Here is an 18977-nt window from a genome sequence, read left to right on the forward strand (position 1 = left end):
GGGTGCTGGAGACCGGTGGCGGGAGCGTGGAGGAAGCAAGCGTGGGGGCAAGAAGTTGAATCAGGCAATCGCGTCGGGGACTCTTCCCCGAGCGGTAGCTCGTGAGGACGGTTTGCCCGCCGGAGGCCGCTCGCGGCGATCTTCCAGGGGGCGACCCAGCAGCAGCTCGGCGAACGCCAGCGCCGCAGGTCCCAGTCGGCCTCCCCGACGCCAGGCGATGCCCAGCGGTCGGGTCAGATCCAAATCCACGCAGGGCAGCACGCACAGCGAACCGATCGCGGTCTCGCGGCGCACCGCAGCCTCCGGAATAATGCTGATCCCCTCGTTCGCCTGCACGGCGCGGATCAGCGAGTCAATATTGTCGAACTCCATCGACACCCGCGGCTTGACCCGCCGCTGGGATAAATGCCGGTCGATGCCGCGACGAATGACCAACCCGGTCTCGAACGCGATCATCGGCAGACCATTCAAATCGGCCAAACGGACTTCCCGCCGCGAAGCGAGCGGATGCCCGGGAGCACAGATGATCCGCATCGGTTCCCGCTGCCAAAGCACCGAGCGGACCGTGCGGGCTTCCTCTGGATAGCTGACCAACCCGAGATCGACGTCCCCCCCCTCGACCAGCTCCACCACGCGGTTCGGCTTGGTGTACTCGACGGTGACTTCCATCTCGGGATACAGCCGCCGGAACTCGGCGGTCGCATCGGGCAGGTAACTCAGCCCGATCGAGTAGATCGCAGCGATCGTCACCCGCCCGACCTGCTTGCTCCCCATCGCCCGGACCTCTTCCTCGACCGCCTGGTAGTCGTGGAGCATCTTCTGCGCTCCGGCCCGATACACTTGGCCGGCACGCGTCAACACCAGCGGACGGGTCGAACGATCGATCAACTGGACTCCCAAATGCTCCTCTAAATGCAACACCGCCTGGCTGGCCGCGCTCTGCGTCAGCCCCAGCGAGGACGCCGCCCGAGAAAAGCTGCCGAAATGGGCGACGGCACAGTAGATCTGCAAAGTCCGGAGGTGCAACGAAGTCGAGTCCCAGGGGGGCGAGGCGTCGAAAGAGCTATTAGCGGTTCTAATGAAGCGAGGCGGTGTTCAAACCGCCGTTGATGCAATCTAGAAACGCCGCCAGACCCGGTCAACAACTTCCAGCGGAAATTCTCTCCCGAGCCGCTCGAGCGGCAGCCCCACTCCGCCCCGGCGGCGAGCCGCAGGCCAGGTGGCAAGGGGGCTGTGGACCGCCTAAGCGTCCCTGCAGGGGGAACTGCGTTTCCGTAGCTCCCCCCCTCGCGGGAGCTGTTCCCCGCCGCGTCGCCAAGCTGGCCGCAGAGAAAGAAAATGGAGCGCCGCAGCCAGGCCCACTGGCAAACGGCACCGCCCAGAGCGGGAAGGATCAGCCGGCTCGCCACCGCTGGGGAAGTGTAAAGGCATAGAGGACGACGATCGCTCCGCTGCTGAGCAACGTCCAGGGGAGCCACTCCGAGGGGGAGACCCGCTTGGTCACGGTCGCGGGAGTGGCCGCCGGATCGACGAACTCCGCGGCCGACGACTCCGCTGCCGCGTACACGGTCGCGCTGTCGATGACTAAGCATTCGCCGCCCACGATCAGCAGCATGATGCCTACGGCGAGAAAGAACGAACGCCACACGACAAGACGTCTCCGAAAGAGAAGGCGACGAAAAGGAAGCATTGAGCCGTAGGCACTAGCCTCGGATTCTTCATCAGCCGCCACGCGCTAGCGTCCGGTTCTCACGAACTCCGCAGCAACCGGACGCTAGCGCGTGGCGGCTGATCTGACACGCAGTTTCACCCGCGGCTAGCGCCGTCGGCTCACCCGCGGCTAGCGCCGTCGGCTCACGGTGTTCTTCGGCATCGGCTCGCCGGCTCCACGAGCCCGATCGGTGCGGCCGCTTCGCTTTTACTCGCCCGCCGCACTCTCAATCGTCTCGGCCCCTAAAATTGAAACGCTCCTCCAGGTCGGCTATGCTGGTCGAGCTTAAGATTCCCAGCACCGGGCGGAAGCTGCGCCCGCATTTCTGAACATTTGAGGAGAGACCCCGCATGTCCAAGAGAACCGACCGTCGTTCATTCATCAAAACTGGTGCCGCTGTCGGGGCCGGTTTCTGGGCTGCCGGGGGCGTTGCTCCGCGGGAAAGCCGAGCGGCGAACGAAGAGATCCGCTTTGCCTGCATCGGAATCGGCGGGAAGGGCGAAAGCGATTCGACCGACGCGAGCCGTGCGGGCAAAGTCGTCGCGATGTGCGACATCGATGACGCTCGCCTCGACAAGAAGGCCCAGCGGCTGACCGACGCGAAGCGGTACAACGACTTCCGCAAGATGCTCGAAGAGATGGAAGGGAGCATCGATGCGGTCACCGTCAGCACGCCCGACCACACGCACGCCGTCGCCGCCGCGATGGCGATGCAGATGGGCAAACACGCGTTCTGCCAAAAACCGCTGACGCGGACGATTTGGGAAGCGCGACGGTTGGGCGAGATCGCCCGCGAAAAGAACGTCGTTACCCAGATGGGCAACCAGGGAACGGCCGAGAGCGGCGTCCGCCAAGCCGCCGCGATGCTCAAAGGGGGCGCGGTCGGCGACATCAAGGAAGTCCACGTGTGGACCAACCGACCGGTCTGGCCGCAGGGCATCGGACAACCCGAAGGCCAAGAAGCTCCCGAAGGAATCCACTGGGAGGAGTGGATCGGGCCGGCGGAAATGCGTCCCTACAGCCCCGCCTACCATCCCTTCAAGTGGCGTGGGTTCTGGGACTTCGGCACCGGCGCCCTCGGCGATATGGCTTGCCACACGATGAACATGGCCTACATGGGCTGTGATCTGCTCAACCCGACCAGCGTCCAAGCGATCACTTCGGGCCACAACAAGATCAGCTTCCCCGCTTGGTCCGAGATCGTCTTCGAATTCCCCGCCAACGATTGGCGCGGGCCGGTCAAGGTCGTGTGGTACGACGGCGGCAAACTGCCTAGCGCCGAAGCGCTCGAAGGTCGCAGCAAGAACCCCGACGGCAGCGAGAAGAAGCTCTCCAACAGCGGCTCGCTGATCATCGGCAGCGAAGGCAAACTCTTCTCGCCGAACGATTACGGCGCCGAGTTCGAGCTGATCGGCGGCAAGAAGGTCGATGCCGACTACACCCGCTCGCCGGGGCACTTCCGCGAATTCGCTCGCGCCATCCAGCAGGGCGAACAAGCCGTCAGCAACTTCCCCGACTACGCCGGGCCGCTGACCGAAACCATCCTCCTCGGCAACCTGGCGGTCTGGGCCGCCGACCAGTCCGAGCAGATGGGCGAGAAGATCAACTGGGACGCCAAAAACCTCGAAGTCAAAGGTACCGACGAGTACGACTTCATGGTCAAGCCGAAGCTCCACAACGGCTACGACTCGATCCTCTCGTAATTCGAGCGGGTTCATGTAGCCCCCTCTCCCCCAAAAGGGAATCGCGGCTTTCGCTCGACCTTCACCCTCTGAGAATTTCGCGATTCTCGTTGGGGGAGAGGGTTGGGGTGAGGGGGCCTCAAAAAGCGGCCGGCGCGCCGGCCGCCGTCGAGCCGTTCGGTATAGGGTTCGTTCCCGAAATCGTTCTCGGGCTTCGGCTGGGTGGGGCGTTTTGACCGTATTAGCAAACCCCCTCACCCTAACCCTCTCCCCCACGGCTTGGCTGCGGAACTTTCGTTCGCAGCCAAGCCGTGGGGGAGAGGGAACTAGAGAACCCCCTACCCGCTCACAAAAATCACCTGACTCGCTCCCCCCTCCTCTTCTCCGCCCTCTCTATCCTCCGGCCATTCGGTGCGTAGCTCGAGCTGCCACTGCACTTCGGCGGCGATCCTGGCCATCAGCACTTGCAAGTCTCCCAGCCGCTTGGACCAGTCTTCGAGCAGCACTTGTCGGTCTTCGAGCGTCTCGCGGCGGGCTCGCATCGCTGCCTTCGCTTCTCGGTCGTCGATCCGAGGATACTGTTGTTCGATGGTCCGCAGCAGCTGTTCGATCTCGGTCCGCTGAGCATGCAGCCGGTCCTGTGCTTCACTGATTCCCGCTCGGCTCGCCGGTTGCCACGGTGAGAGCGGATCGACCGCGGCTGCCGTCTGGACTTCCCACGCAATGCTGCGGCCGCCGCGAATTTCGAAGCGGACCCGTACCGCGACTGGAGAATCCTCGTGTGAGCGAATCTCCGCCAACCCTTGCACGCTCCGCTCCGCTTCCCCAGCAATCGGCTCGAGCCATTCGATCGCCAGCGGCTGACGGTCTTCGGCTGCAGGTGCCCCGGCTGCAGGTGCCTCGTCCGTGGAGACGCTCGCCCGATCAGCACTCTGCGGCATGGCGGCGACGAGCGTGAATCGGCTGCGGCGAGGGGCGGCGGCAGCCGGAAGCGACCACTCGCCGCTCTGTTGAGGCTGGTCGAAAACGATCCGCACCGCCTCGGCGGTTACCGGGCGTCGCAGGTAAATCATCCGCTGGCCGATCCGCAGCCGAGCGTTCCGCAGCTGCTCGGCCCTCGGCAAACCGGCCGCGTCCGCCGTCCATGCCCATCGCCACTGCGAGTCTCGCGTTTCCGAGGATCCGGCCGCGGACGTGCGGCGAATGACCGCCACCGTGTGAAGCGTCCCCTCGGCGTCCTCGCTGACCACTCGCCACTCGGCGGCTTCGGAAGTGGCGCCCCCAGGACCGGGAGCGTTGCTGTCCGTCGTCAGCCGCCACGTCGCGTCTCCATCGGGCGACTGCAGAACGGCCCCGGCCATCGCCGCCGGAGAGAGGTCGGCGAGTGCTGGAATTTCGACCGGCTCGATTCGCTCACGCGGCGGCAGGTCGAACGCCGGAGCGGACGGCTCGGAGGGGCTGCCCGCAGTCGACTCCGTCTCCGCGGGGACCGTCTCCGCGGGCCCTGATTCGGTGAGCGATTCGGTGAGCGATCTAGCGGGCTCTGTCTGCGTGGATTCTGTCTTGGTTGGTTCCGGCTTCGCGGGCTCGGCCAGCGGGCCGGCGGCCAACAGCGATGCCGCTTCGTCGATTTCTCCCCCTGCTCCTCGGGCGCCCCCCGCTCCTCGGGCGTCCCCTGCTCCTCGGGCCTCTGGGCTCGCCGCAGCGTCTCGCGTGGTCAGCCGCAGGAGCGGTGGTTCGTCCGCCAGTTCGCCTTTCGGTTCGACTTTCGGTTCGTCCACTGGCGGCTGGGGATGCGCCTGCGAGACCGTTTCCCGCTGCTCCGCGTCCGACTCACCGCCGCTCGGCGCCGCCTCCCCTCCCCCGCTCCAAAACACCGCCAAGGCCACCAAGATCGCAGCGGCGGTCGCTCCGGCGAACCACAGCCGCGAAGCCTTGGGACCGCTTCTTCGGAGCCCGCCTTGGCTGCCCCTCGGCGTTTCCGCCACAGTCGTCTGCGGCTCGAGCATCGGCGGGAGGCCAGCGACTGCGGCGGCCCCTTCGGGCTGAGGCCCCCCCTCGCGCGGACGTGCGCCCTCGCGCTGAGGTGCGCCCTCGCGCTGAGGTGCGCCGTCTCCATCGGCGGCGGCGTTGCTGGAGGCGGTCGTCGAGGGTGGGAGCGGCGCGGCCGGCGAGAGGCTCTCGATCGCTTCGAGCAGAAAATCGAAACCGCCCAGATCGATCTCCTGCTGGCTGTGGAGCCACGGAGCGAGCGAGCCTCGGCGTTCGCATTCCGGTTCCGCTTGGCAGATCGAATCGGCGATCCGCAGCGGCAGATTGGCGAGGTGCAGCCGCGCCGTGCTGTCGACGCGGAGATCGTCGAGGCAGCCTTCGGCGAACGGCAACTCCGCGGCATCGAGCGTCGCCTCGATTTGCTCCAACTGGTGGCACCAAGCGTCGACCAGCACGGGCGGGGGCCGCGAGCCGAGCCGCTCCATCAACTGCGGTAGCGGCTCACCCGGCGGTTGCCGGAATTCGATCGAGCGACTTGCCGCGGAGGCCGAGGCCGCGTCGGATTCAACCAGCAGGCCAAGCCCTGCGTGCCGATCGATCTGGCGGACCAGCTCGGCCAGCTCGGGCGTCTTGCACTCGATCCGGAGCGTGGGTCGGCTCCCATCGTCCGCGGCGGGCGATTCCTCGGCGGAAGTAGGTGGAACGATGTGCCACCTCGGCGGCGTCTCACCATGCTCCCTCGCTCCCGCCGCGGAGCGAATCGCGGGGGAATGGCTCGCGGGGGAATGGCTCGCGGGGGAATGGCTCGCGGGGGAGTGGCTCGGGGTGAGGGGCCAGGATTTCGCCTGATTCTCTCGCTGGTGGTTCAGTCGCTCGTTGCTCATCGATGTTGCCAAAAGAAAAACGGCCGCTCGAGCTTCCGGGAGAGTTCGAACGGCCGCTTTTCGCGGGAATGTCAGTGATGGGTGTGAACCAAGTCGCTATCGATTGCCACCGCTACCAGAGGTACTCGACACCGAACGAGACGCCCTGGACCGTGAACTCATCGTTGTTATTGACCGGGATCGATTCCGGAGTGGTCATCGGATTATTACCGACTGCCAAGATCAGCTCGGGTGAATCGAGGGCCGTGGTTCCCAGGGCAACGTTGTCGACGTTGACCACGTAGTAGGAAGTCCGGAAGGACCACGAGTAGGCGAAGCGGTAGATCGCCGTGGCGTTGAACTCGGTCAGCCAGGCCGTTCCCGAGTCGGCGTCTCGGCTGGTGTAGCCGAGCGGGAAGGCGACGCCGCCGGGGCCGATCGAGTTCGACTCGAGGTTCGTCTCCAAGGTGCTGCGGTTGCCGAGGGCGGCACCCTTGAGCCCCATCCCGACGTTGATTCCCGGGTAAACGTTCCACCACAGGTCGCCACCGAGCTGGAAACCGGTCATCGCGTTTCGCGTCTTGAAGTTCCCCTGGAAGAACCGCAGGTCGTCGGCTTCGACCGTGTCGTTGTTCAGCCCTTCGGTGCGGTACAGCAAGTCTTCGTCGAAGTCGACGTAGCGGATACCGGCCAGCCACGAGCCTTGGAACCGCGAGTAGGGGCCCACCCAGCGGCGACGGTAGTTGACTTCGCCACTGTGGAAGCGGCTTTCCAGACCGAGCCCTTGGAACAGCGAGCGGTCGGTGTCGTCGAACCCACCAACCGGCTCGGTCCCAAACTCGGAGATGTACGAGAACAGGTTTCCGCCGGGATCGCTCACGCTGGCCGTGTCGCCGAACTCGTTCAGCCCCATGTAGGTGACTTCGACGTTCCCCCCCGCTCCGCAGATGAAGGCGGCCGAGAGCCGCATCCCGGCTTCCAGGTCGTCGTTCAGCACGTCGCCGGTGCTCAGCACGATCGGACCGGCCGGCCCGAGGCTGGTCACCGGGCGGCTACCGCGGTCGGTGTCGAGCGAGAGCAGCAGCACTTCGGCCGAAATGTCATACCACCGCTGAGCCCCCAGACCTGCTTCGGTGTACGGCGCCAGGGCTGCGAGTGCCCCGAGCAGATGCCCGCGGCCGAACGACTGGCAGACTCCGCAGCCGCTTCCTTGGCAGAACAGGCAGAGGTGACGCAGTCCGCTGAGCCGACCCCCCGCACAGCCATGGCAGGGACCCATCACGGTCATTCCACAGCCGCCGCAATCCAAGCAGCTTCCCAGCCGCCCGAGCAGGCCGCCACGGCCGAGCCCCAGCGGACAACCGCCGCCGCCACAGCCGCCGCCGCACGACCCGTCACAGGGAACGCTCGCGGCGTATCCGGCCGGAGCCACGGGAGCGGGACCCGAGTAAGAGGGATTCGGATAAGCGGGTCCCGCCTCATACATCGGCGTCGCTCCGTAGGGAGCTCCCGGCGGAATCGGTTGCCCCGCCGCGGCCGGATTGAGACCGGCGTAGCCCGCCGGGACGATGAACCCGCTCGCCTCGTAGTCCGGTTCGCCCGCTCCCGAGTTGCTCGGCGGGGCCGCCACCACGGCGGTGGATACCATCATGGCACAGCAGGCCGCCACGTTGGGCAGGATTCGGCTGAGCGAAAGCTTCGTTCTCAACATCACGACTGTCTCCGCGGCCCCGGTGCCGGTTAATACGCATGTCCGAAAGTTGGGGCGCATCGACAGCGGTCAGCTGGGACCGGTGGTGCGCTTCGGCGCACCGCCGGTCCAAGCTTTTCCAAACTCGCTGCCGCAACGACCGCGGCCGGATCTCGCTGTGGAGCCCCGAACCTCGGCCGCGCTGTCACCCCCCAAGTGAATTTGCTCTGCGGCCTCCGCCGGGCTCGCACCCTGACTCTTCCGCCGCTGGATCCCCGCTTGAGGGAGGCTGCGCGAAAGAACTGATGCGACCGGTGGAAACCGCCTTCGCCTGAACTATCGGCACGACCGGACCCGGAGGTTTGATCAATTCGAGCGTGTCAAGCGGAAAAAGAGGGGAACCGCTAAAACCGGACTGGACACATGGAACTTGCCTCGCGGTTCGAGCGTCAGAAGGAGACGTTTTGTTGACACCCTTTGGGGTGGAACTAGAATCGACCGCAATACTCCTCCCAATGTCCCGGGTTTGCCTAGTTTTACGCAGGATTGGTTGCGTAAGCGAAGCCGGGCGCGCCGTTTTTGGCTTATATAGTTACGATCAAGCTCCCCGGGTTCCGGTGTCACTGGTCGACACCGCCGCGCCCGGGAGCGGCCCACGCCGTGGCCCCAACCGGTTCTGTCGAACAGGGATTTTAAGGTGAAGCGAGCTAACAAGCAGACCCAAGGTCGTCCCGTCTCTCGCCGTTCCGCTCAGCAGCGGAATTCTCTGTCGCGGCGCCAGCTACTCATGGAGAGCCTCGAGCAGCGGCAGTTGATGGCGGGCGATGCGACCGACCTCGCCTATCTGACCGGGATGTTCGCCTCCCCGGCCCAGCGTGCCGAGTACGTGGCCCACATGGGCGACCTCGAAACCCTGAAAAACAACCGCACCAATTATTACGCAGCGGGCGTCAGCGCGTTGGGCGGACCGGGGGGCATCGGCTCCGCTGGTAGCAATGGTGGCACGGCGACGCCGATTCCCGAGGTCGAGAAGACGGGGGTCAACGAGTTTCGCCGCGATGCTCAATTGATCAACTTGGGCACTGCCCCAGGGAAATCTCCCGCGTTCGCGATCGGCGGAACCTATGTTCCCGTGACCGACGCCAACGGCTTTGTCAGCCGTGCCGACGAAGACTTTTACGCGCTGGATCTCCGGGGCGGTGACATTCTCAGTGCCCGCATTACCGGCGGCGACAACATCACGCTGCTCGATGGCAATGATCTCTACGCCAGCGACGGCGACCTGCTAATGCTGTCGATGCAGGATCAAGGCCAGCTGGCTGCCGGATCGGAACTGTTGTTCGGCGGCAATGCGAACATGTCGTACGTCATTCCGCGTGACGGCCGCTACTATATCTCCACGACCGGCTTCTCGGGGCTCTACAACCTGGACCTGCGGGTTTTCCGCCCGGTGCTCGAGCAACAGGAAGTCGGCGACTCGCAGATCCTGTTCTTGGATTTTGACGGGGCTCTGCTGAACTCCTACCCGTTCTTCCCGAGTCAGCCGCGGGCGTTCCTCGAGCCGCTCTCGCAGTACCTGCCCCAGTTCAATCTGCAGCCGACCGACCTGAACCGGCTGATCGATCTGACAATCGCCAGCACGAAGGCCAAGTTCGAGTCGGCGGGGCTGAAGGTGGCCAACGGCTTTTTGCCGGAGTCGGGGAACCCCGGCGACTACAACCTGATCCTGCTCAACAGCCGCGACCACGCCGATCCGTGGGGGCTGCCGAACGTCAGCCGCGTGATTATCGGTGGCGACGTCAACGATGCCGGCGGGCCTGGAAACGAGGGCTTGCTGGGGATCGCCGAAAGCATCGACGTCGGAAACTTCAACACCGAAGAGACTTCGGTAGTTTTCGCCGGCAACATTCCGGCGTTGCTCCCAGGGATTCCTCGCACCGCCGGAGTCTCGGAGATCGAGCTTGCCGGTCGCGTTCTGGCGCATGTAATCGCGCACGAGGCGGGGCACACGTTCGGGCTGTGGCATCAGATGGGTGCCGAAGCTCAAAGTTTGATCATGCGGACGTTGGTCGACGTCGTGCTCGCGGCCGATGGAGCCGCGGACGGCACGGTCGGAACGGTGGATGACGCGACGACGTTCTTCGGCTCCGCCTTCTTCGACCCGGGGGCCGCCGCTGTCGACTACGGCTACTACGACAGCGCCGATTGGTTGGCCTGGAGTTTGGCCAGCGGCACCAATGGCGCGAACGTCAGCGGCACCGTGTTCAACGACATCAACCGCAATCGCTTGCAGAACAGCGGCGAGGGAGGGTTGGCCGGAGTGACCGTCTATGCCGATCTCAACGGCAACGGCAGCTTCGATGCGGGAGAATTCTCCGATGTCACCGACGCCGCGGGGAATTACAGCTTCGACGTCTCTCCCGGCACGGTCACGATCGCTGCAGTCACGCCGGTTGGCTACGCCGCCACCACCACTTCGAAAAGCGTTACGGTCGCCCTCGGCGGCAGTGCCGACGTCGACTTCGGCTTCAACCGGGTCGTCTCCGACGTCACCGGCTTCAAGTGGAACGACCTCAACGGCGACGGGATTCGCGACGCCGGCGAACCGGGGATCGCGGGCGTCTACGTCTACCTCGACCTCGATGGCGACAACCGCATCGACCTCGGCGAGCCGCGGGCGGTGACCAAGGCCGACGGGTCGTACTCGATCAACTTCCCCGGCCCGGGGACCTACACGATTCGCGAAGTCGTCGAGCCGGGCATGCTGCAGACCTACCCGGAGACGGGCGAGCACGAGGTCGTGTTCAACGGCACGCTGCTGACCAACAATTACAACTTCGGCAACCAGTCGGTGCTCGATTTCGGCGACGCTCCGGCCCCCTACCCCACGCTCACGGCCAACAATGGCGCTTCTCATGGAGTGACCCCAGGGTTCGCCCTCGGAGCTCTGATTGACGCCGAGGCCGATGGCCAGCCCTCGATCGGTGCGGTCGGCGACAACCTCAATGGCTCGAACGACGAAGATGGCGTGGTTCAGCGGTCGCCCCTCTCGCCCGGTTCGACCACCAACGTGATCGACGTCACGGTGACCAACACCACCGGCTCCACCGGTTACCTCTCGGCCTGGCTCGACTTGAACCAGGACGGCGACTGGAACGACGCGGGCGAGCGGATCCTCGCCGACCGGCCGTTCACCGGCAGCACGACCCAGACGTTGCAGTTCAGTCTGCCCGCTTCGGCTCGGATCGGCACGACCTACGCCCGATTCCGGCTCAGCCCGACTCCTGGTGCTGGCCCGACCGGCTTTATCAGCTCGGGCGAAGTCGAAGATTATCAGGTCACGCTGGTTGAAACACCCGAGGTCGCCAATAACGACGAATTCGACATCCCCCGCGGCTCGGTCTCGGTGCCGCTCGACGTGCTGGCAAACGATTTCGATCCCGACTTCAACCCGCTTACGATCACCTCGGTCGACACCAGCGGAACGCTCGGAGCGGTGGTCATCGCCGCCGACGGTCGCTCGGTCTTCTACACCCCGCGGAGCGACACCCTCGGTCCCGACTCGTTCACCTACACCGTCACCAATGAGACCGGCACCGTCACCGGAACTGCGACGGTCGATCTGAACGTCGTCTTCCAGTCGGCCGAGCCGATCGCTGTCGACGACTCCTTCAATCTGCCCAGCGGCGTGCCCAATCAGACGCTCGAAGTGCTGGCGAACGATATCCCCAGCATCGCCGGCGGAAACCAGATCATCGCCACTTCGGCGACGAGCAACGGCGGCACGGTGCGGATCAGCACCGATCGCCAGCGGCTGATCTACACGCCCGCGACCAACTTCACCGGCACCGAACAGTTCACCTACACCGTCTCGGATCTCGCCGGCAAAACGAGTGCGGCGACCGTCACCGTGCACCTTCAGCCGGGCTCGCAGAACGACGACGAAGCGGCTTTCCTCGTGCAGACGTTGGCCGCCGACGGGGTCACCCAGATTCAGACGATCGAGGCGGGGCAGGTGTTCAAGGTCCGCGTGCTGGTCGAAGACCTCCGCAACATCAGCCCCGCCCTGCAGGGACTCGACGCGGCCTACCTCGACCTGCTGTATACCGATGGGCTCGTCTCGGCGGTGCCGAGCACCGATCCGAACAGCCAATTCCCCTTCGAAATCAGCTTTGGCGAAGATTTCGAACGGATCCGCAACGGCGACCTCGACACCCCGGGGTTGCTCAACGAAGTCGGAGCCACCCAAGAAAATCCGATCGAAACCTTCGACGGTCCCCAGGAACTGTTCACCCTGACGCTGCGAGCGGTCAGCCCCGGGATCGCCGAGTTCATCACCGACCCGGCCGATGACGCGGTCAGCGATACGGTGCTCCACGCTGCCAGCACCGAACTGGAGCCGCGCCAAATCCGCTTTGGCCGCACCCAGTTGACGATCGTGCCCTCCGGAGCACCGTTCACCTTCGCCGTCGATGACTCGTTCCCCGATGGCCTCGATTCGCAGGGGAACCTGATCACCTCGGCCTCCAACGCGCGGCTGAACGTGCTGGCCAATGACAACGCCGAAGCCCCGGGAGCGAACACGATCGTCAGCGTCGGTACCGCCTCGAACGGCTTCGTATCGTTGAACAACAATGGAACTCCGGATAACCCGAGCGATGACTTCATCGCCTATCGACCCAACGTCGGCTTCTCGGGAGTCGAGCAGTTCACCTACACGATCAAGTCGGACAGCGGAATCCAGAGCACGGCCGAAGTCACCGTGACGGTCAATCCGTCGCTGATCGATTACTTGGCTGATTTTGAATTCCAAGTCCTCGATGCGGCCGGCAACCCCACTTCGGAAGTCGAAGTCGGAGAAACGTTCCAGCTGCAGATTACCGTCCGCGACGCTCGGACCGGCCCGGTCGGATTCGATCTGGGAGTGTTCGCCGCCTACATGGACGTGCTGTACGACGCCCGCTTGGCCGAGCCGACCAACACGACCGGCAATCGGCTCGGCTTTGACGTCGAGTTCGGCGAGGATTTCGATCCCGATCCGGCCGTCGGCGATGCTCTGATCCCTGGCTTGATCAACGAGTTCGGCACGTTCCAGACCACCCTCGAAGGTTCCGCCGACCCGCTCGCCGGTGCTCCGGTCGAGCTGGCGACGATCTCCTTCGTGGCCCTGGCCCCAGGCAACCTGCGGCTCGTGGCCGACCCGGCCGACGTTTCGCCCTTCCAGGATACGCTGCTGTTCGATCCGCCCAATACGGTGCCGATCAACCGGATCAGCTACGACGTGGCGAATCTGACGATCGTCCGGGGTGGCTCGGGCGAAGGCGAGTCGCTGCTGCAGAATCCGGTGAACCGCTGGGACGTGAACGACGACGGTGCGGTCTCGCCGATCGACGCGCTGCTGGTCGTCAACCAACTGAACCGCGGCGGTGGTTCGGGTGAAGGGGAAGCCGGCGGGATGTTGCGAAGCAGCTACTTCTTGGACGTCAACGGCGACAACCACATCAGCCCGATCGACGCGCTGCAGGTGGTCAACTACCTGAACCGCGGCACCGCGTCGTGGGGAAGTGGCGAAGGCGAACTGGCACCTCCGCTCGACAACTCGCTGAGCGGCTCCGGTTCAAGCTCCAGCTCGTTCGGCGAAGCGGCCGATGCCGTGTTCGAGGATCTCGGCCAAGCCGACGACTCGCCCGTCGCCGATTCGCTCGCCCCGAGCAGTGGCAAAACGAGCATGACCTACCTCGGAAGCCCCTTCGCCGGAACCACCGACGCTGGCGACGACGAGCAGGACGAAGAGGAAGGGCTCGCCAACCCCCTCGCCAGCGAGCTGTAAGGTACCAGCCGCGGAGCGGCGGCATAGAATAGCCAGGGGCGTCAGCCCCTGGTTGGCTTTCGGGGGGGCTGGCGTACGTCAGGCTTTCCAGCCTGACTCACGCGCACCAGCCGCGGAGCGGCGGCATAGAATAGCCAGGGGCGTGAGCCCCTGGTTGGCGGTACGAATTAAGACCCCCTAGCCCCAGCGGGGCGACACCTCAAACTTGGGACGACGAATCCCAGGGCTCACGCCCTGGGCTATTCTCTGTCGTCCCTCCGGGACTGGCGGATGCTCTCAAACGCACCAGCCGCGGAGCGGCGGCATAGAATAGCCAGGGGCGTGAGCCCCTGGTTGGCTGGCGGATCCTCACACGCACCAGCCGCGGAGCGGCGGCATAGAATAGCCAGGGGCGTCAGCCCCTGGTTGGCGGTGCCCGACAAAGGCCCCCCTAGCCCCAGCGGGGCGACACCTCACCCCAGATGTTCCTCGTCGAAGACGTATTTTTCCTCATATCGAATGCGGTGTTTTTGAAGCAGCGTTAGATACTCTTCGCGAAACGACATTTTGCGATGGTGCTCGTGCTGGTTGGCGACATAGCGGCGCACGGTTTCCAACTGGGAAATGCTAACGGTGAACGCGGCATAGCCATTCTGCCACGCAAACTTCCGTGCGTGATTCTCTCTGACCCACTTGGATGAGTTTGCTTTTACGGTTCGCGCTAGATCCGAAACGGCAATGGTCGGCGCGATGCTCGTCAGAATATGGATGTGATCTTCGACGCCATTGATTTCGACGGGCTGGCTATTGTGTTCCCTGAGGATGCCGCCAACGTACTTGTATAACTCGGGTGCCAGCTGGTCGCTGATCATCCGATATCGATACTTGGTGCTGAACACGACGTGGTATGACAAGCTGGTAAACGTATTGGCCACGGCCGTTCTCCCGTGTGCGCGGCAGGGAACGAGAAGTCGCACACACTATAGCAGTGACACTCCTTTCAGGGGGGTGGTGTACGTCAGGCTTTCCAGCCTGACTCGCGCGCACCAGCCGCTCACGCGCACCAGCCGCGGAGCGGCGGCATAGAATAGCCAGGGGCGTGAGCCCCTGGTCGGCGGGGCGAATTAAAACCCCTAGCCCCAGACCCCCAAGCCCTAGCGGGGCGACACCTGAAACTGCCTCACGCCGCAATGTCGCCCCTCCGGGGCTGCGGTCATTTTGGGACGACGAATCCCAGGGCTCACGCCCTGGGCTATTCTCTGTCGTCCCTCCGGGACTGGCGGATCCTCACTCGCACCAGCACGTATCCCAGGGCTCACGCCCTGGGCTATTCTCTGTCGTCCCTCCGGGACTGGCCCCTACCGCCGCTCTACAGCCGGCAGTTGGCGATCGTGGTCTGGATGATCGCCGAGGCGCCCATCGCTTCGAGCTGTTCCATCGTGTCGATCACCCGGTCGCTGCGGACCATCGCCCGCACGGCACACCACTCGGGGTCTTCCAGCGAGTTGACCGTGGGCGATTTGAACCCGGGGGTCAGCTTCTCGGCTTCGGCCAATTGGACCCTCGGGACGTTGTATTCGAGCAATGAATAGTCGCGGGCGATCACGACCCCTTCGAGTCGCCGCACCAAGCGTTCGGCTGTCTCCGGATCGCGGACGCGATCGTTTTGGATCAGTACAGTTTCGTACTGACCGATTTCCTCGAGGATCCGCAGTCGGTTGGCGACCAGGGTGCTGCCGGTTTCCACCAGATCGACGATTCCCTCGGCAACTCCCAGCTGGATCATCACTTCGACCGAGCCGCTCAGCGAGACCAGGTGGGTCGTCGCTCCGTGCTGTTTGAAGTACGCGTCGGTCACTCTCGGGAAGCTGGTCGCGACCGCTTTTCCATCCAGATCCGCGGGGCTCTTCACCGGCGACTCCTCGGGGACGCAGATCGCCAGTCGGCAGCGGCCGACACCGAGCCGCATCCGCTCCTGAACGTCCGCCGCCGCTTCGGCGACCAGATCGCTACCGGTGATCCCCATGTCGATCGCTCCCTCGCCACAGAGGGTGGGGATGTCGTCGGTGCGAAGGAAGGTGAGGTCGACCTCCAGTCCGCGGACGCGGGCGAACAGGCTGCGGCTCTGGCGGCGAAACTGCAGCCCAGCCTGTTGCAGCAGGTCGATCGCCAAATCGCTGAGCCGTCCCTTGCTGGGAACCCCGATCCTCAAACGCTCTGTCATTGCACGCCTCCCCGGCGCCGCTTTTCTTCCAGTCCCGAAACACCCTCGCGTCGCGCGAGCTCGGCGGCGACGTCGGACCAATCGATCCCGCGATGGGCCATCATCACCATGGTGTGAAACAGCAAATCGGCCACCTCGTGGACCAGGTGCGCGCGTCCCGCCTCGTCGCTCTCGGCGGCCGCCTCCACCACCTCCTCCGCCTCTTCGCGGATCTTCGCGCCGATCGCTTCGACACCGCCGCGGACGAGCTTCGTGGTGTACGAACCGTCCGGCAGCTGGGCGACCCGCTTCTCCACCGTCGCCATCAACCGCTCGAGAACTTCCGCCGACCCGCTCATGCCTGCCCTACCTCGCCAAAATTGCCAAAACCCGAGAGGGCGTAATGTAATGGACGAACCCATTTCTAGCTATGTCGGAGGAACGCAGGATAAGGCGTTCGGACTCGCCCCGTCCTCCTCCTCCTCGTACTCAGCGAAGCGGTACTCGTACTCGTACTCGTACTCGAAGCCGCACATCCAGCGACCGAACCCTCGCAAGATCGAGTACCGCTGCGCTGAGTACGAGTACCGCTTTGCTGAGTACGAGTACGATTCGCCATGGATCGCTGTGCTACGAATTGTCAGCCTGGAAAGGCTGACGTACGGGCCAGTATCCGCTCGGCGATGCTTTGGGCCGGTTCGTCGGCGGCGATGTCGATGAAGCGGACTTCGGAGAGGCTGCGGAGCCACGTCTCCTGCCGCTTGGCCAGCTGCCGCGTGTGCAGTTTGACTGCGGCCACGGTCTCGGCGAGCGTCGCTCGGCCGGCCAGATGTTCGAGGACTTCCCGGTAGCCGACCGCCTGAGCCGCTGTCCGCCCCAGCCCTCCTGCCGCCTCGAGCTGCCGCACTTCGTCGACCAGCCCGGCGGCGAACATCGCCTCGACGCGAGCTTCGATCCGTCCTTGCAGCGTGGGGCGGTCGAGCCGCAGGGCGAAGACGTGACAGCTCTCGGCGGCTCGATCCTGCTCGAACTGGACCTGGTAGTGGCTCAGCGGCCGGCCGGTCAGGTAGTTCACTTCCAGCGCTCGCGTGATCCGTCGCACGTCGGCCGGCGGCAAGCGATGAGCGCTCAGCGGATCGACCTGCCGGAGCCGAGCATGGAGAGCCTCCGCCCCGTGAGCCCGCAGGTCCTCCTCGACCGCGCGGCGAAACTCCCAGTCGGCGGGAGGCCCGACGAAGAAGCCGCGCAGCAAACCTTTCATGTACAGCGGCGTGCCGCCCACGAAGATCGGCGTCGCCCCGCGGCTCTCGATCTCCGCCGTCACGCGGTGGGCCGCTTCGAGATAAGCCGCCGCGCTGAATTCCTCGTCGGGAGCGGCCAAGTCGATCAAGTGATGCGGCACCCGTTCCTGCTGGGCGGCGGTCGGCTTGGCCGTTCCAATGTCCATGCCGCGGTACACGGCGATCGAGTCGAGCGACAGCAGTTCGCCGCCGAGTCGTTCGGCCAGCTCGATTGCCACCTCCGACTTGCCGCTGGCGGTCGGCCCAGCGAGAAACCAGCAGCGATCGATCAGGGAGGGAAAAAGGCGGTCCGAGGACATGGGGCGAACGGCGCGATCTTCAAACGTGGCAGAGACTTCACAGCTGGCAGAGACATCACCGAATGTCGGCCCACTCCCGCAAAAGCCTAACCAAATCCCTCCGATCGACTAGGGAACCGGGTAAAATCCAATGCCGGGATCCCGCGTCGCCGGTAGCCGGTGGTGGGGGGCCACGGAAGAATACGGGCCACGGAAGAACACGGAAGAGCACGGAAGGGGAGCTGGTGCATGAATACTCGTACCCGTACCCGTACCCGTACCCGTACTCGTACTCGTACTCGTACTCAGCGAAGCGGTACTCGTACTCAGCGAAGCGGTACTCGTACTCGAACATTGTGGCTCGGAGCTCCCTCACGAATCGACCGCGAGCAAATTTGGTTGCTCTCTCCGGCGGGCTTGGTCGGCGGGGCCAGGCCCGGTCGCGAGTACGAGTACGAGTACCGCTCCGCTGAGTACGAGTATTCAACGTCCCCTCCCCTTCCGTGTCCCTTCTGTGTCCTTCCGTGGCTCCCTGAAACCTGAAACCTGAAACCTGAAACCTTTCCCCTTCCCCCTCCCATGTCGCTGACCTACTTCAAACGCTTTCGCATGGAGTTGGACCTTGAGCGGCCGCCGTTCGCGGCGCCGCCGTTGCCGCAAGGGTACGCGCTGGTCCCTTGGGACGAGGGTTTGTTGCGGGACCATGCCGCGGCCAAGTACGCCAGTTTCTGCTGCGAGCTCGATGCCAACGTCTTCCCCTGCTTGGGGCGGCGGGATGGCTGCCTGCGGTTGATGCGGGAGATCACGCGGCGAGCGACTTTCGTTCCCGAATCGACTTGGCTGCTGCGGTATGCTCCGCCGGGCGGGCGGATCGAGCCGGTCGGCACCGTCCAAGGGCTGCAGCTCGAGGGCTGGGGGGCGCTGCAGAACCTGGGGATCACCGCCCCCCATCGCGGCTTCGGGCTGGGGACGACCTTGCTCGCCAAAGCGGTCGAAGGTTTCCGCCGCGCCGGGCTCACCCGCATGCATCTGGAAGTCACCACCGACAACACCGCCGCCGTCCGCCTCTACACCCGCCTCGGATTCCGAAACTCCCGAACCGTCTTCAAAGCCGCCGAAGTAGCTTGACCGGGAGCCGGGAGCCGGGAGCCGGTATGGAAGGGGCCACGGAAGGACACGGAAATGCACGGAAGAACGAGGGGGGGCCTGAGCGAAAAACTCGTTTAACGGCAAGCCGTAGGCGACGGTGTTTCTCAGCCGAGCACAACGGCGGAAGGGATAAAGCCACAGAGCACACTGAGATCGCAGAGAAAGAAGCAAGAGTTACAACATCCTTGCGGCGACTTCCGTGCTGTTCCGTGTCTTTCCGTGGCCCCCTCCCCCCTGAACCCCGCATCTCAAACCCTGTAATCTGCATCCTGCTCCCGGCCCCCGGCCCCCGGCCCCCG

At 64.7% G+C, this 18977-nt stretch carries 11 protein-coding genes; 3 read left to right on the plus strand and 8 right to left on the minus strand.

What is annotated here, in order from left to right; genetic code table 11:
• Window positions 1–60: 60 nt before the first annotated feature.
• A complete protein-coding gene (locus GNK13_RS17475; RefSeq protein ID WP_164103839.1) occupies window positions 61–1026 on the minus strand; it encodes a LysR family transcriptional regulator in 966 nt (321 codons plus the stop codon).
• 367 nt (window positions 1027–1393) lie between these two features.
• Window positions 1394–1648 (minus strand): hypothetical protein, encoded by a 255-nt coding sequence (locus GNK13_RS17480; protein ID WP_164103840.1) that lies wholly within the window; start codon window positions 1646–1648, stop codon window positions 1394–1396.
• A gap of 413 nt (window positions 1649–2061) precedes the next feature.
• Between GNK13_RS17480 and GNK13_RS17485 the strand changes: the two genes are divergently transcribed.
• The gene (locus GNK13_RS17485) at window positions 2062–3414 is read left to right on the plus strand and encodes a Gfo/Idh/MocA family protein (protein WP_164103841.1); all 1353 of its coding nucleotides are present in this window, start codon (window positions 2062–2064) and stop codon (window positions 3412–3414) included.
• Window positions 3415–3731: 317 nt separating this feature from the next.
• Here the strand turns inward: GNK13_RS17485 and GNK13_RS17490 are convergent, their stop codons facing one another.
• Both GNK13_RS17490 and GNK13_RS17495 read right to left on the minus strand, forming a co-directional pair.
• Entirely contained in the window at window positions 3732–6269 is a 2538-nt protein-coding gene (locus GNK13_RS17490; protein WP_164103832.1) for a hypothetical protein, read from the minus strand.
• Between the two features lie 112 nt (window positions 6270–6381).
• The gene (locus tag GNK13_RS17495; RefSeq protein ID WP_164103842.1) at window positions 6382–7959 is read right to left on the minus strand and encodes a BBP7 family outer membrane beta-barrel protein; all 1578 of its coding nucleotides are present in this window, start codon (window positions 7957–7959) and stop codon (window positions 6382–6384) included.
• Between the two features lie 676 nt (window positions 7960–8635).
• Between GNK13_RS17495 and GNK13_RS17500 the strand changes: the two genes are divergently transcribed.
• On the plus strand, window positions 8636–13768 hold the full coding sequence (locus GNK13_RS17500) for an Ig-like domain-containing protein (RefSeq protein ID WP_164103843.1): 5133 nt from the start codon (window positions 8636–8638) through the stop codon (window positions 13766–13768).
• 452 nt (window positions 13769–14220) lie between these two features.
• Here GNK13_RS17500 and tnpA read toward each other — a convergent pair whose 3' ends face one another.
• The 4 genes from tnpA to miaA all read right to left on the minus strand — a co-directional run bounded on the left by tnpA (window position 14221) and on the right by miaA (window position 17550).
• Entirely contained in the window at window positions 14221–14682 is a 462-nt protein-coding gene (gene tnpA / locus GNK13_RS17505; RefSeq protein WP_164103844.1) for an IS200/IS605 family transposase, read from the minus strand.
• 434 nt (window positions 14683–15116) lie between these two features.
• Window positions 15117–15971 carry an ATP phosphoribosyltransferase gene (hisG, locus tag GNK13_RS17510; RefSeq protein ID WP_164103845.1) on the minus strand — a complete coding sequence of 285 codons (855 nt, stop codon included), beginning with the start codon at window positions 15969–15971 and terminating at the stop codon, window positions 15117–15119.
• Window positions 15968–16309 (minus strand): phosphoribosyl-ATP diphosphatase, encoded by a 342-nt coding sequence (locus tag GNK13_RS17515; protein ID WP_164103846.1) that lies wholly within the window; start codon window positions 16307–16309, stop codon window positions 15968–15970. The genes hisG and GNK13_RS17515 overlap by 4 nt, the downstream gene beginning before the upstream one ends.
• Before the next feature lie 281 nt (window positions 16310–16590).
• Window positions 16591–17550 (minus strand): tRNA (adenosine(37)-N6)-dimethylallyltransferase MiaA, encoded by a 960-nt coding sequence (gene miaA / locus GNK13_RS17520; RefSeq protein WP_164103847.1) that lies wholly within the window; start codon window positions 17548–17550, stop codon window positions 16591–16593.
• A 558-nt stretch (window positions 17551–18108) separates the two neighbouring features.
• On the opposite strand from miaA, the gene GNK13_RS17525 reads away from it, so the two are divergent.
• Window positions 18109–18657: a GNAT family N-acetyltransferase gene (locus GNK13_RS17525; RefSeq protein ID WP_164103848.1), complete on the plus strand. Its 549-nt coding sequence runs from the start codon at window positions 18109–18111 to the stop codon at window positions 18655–18657.
• Window positions 18658–18977: the final 320 nt, after the last annotated feature.

Source organism: Candidatus Laterigemmans baculatus (assembly GCF_010367455.1).
Lineage (GTDB): Bacteria > Planctomycetota > Planctomycetia > Pirellulales > Pirellulaceae > Laterigemmans > Laterigemmans baculatus.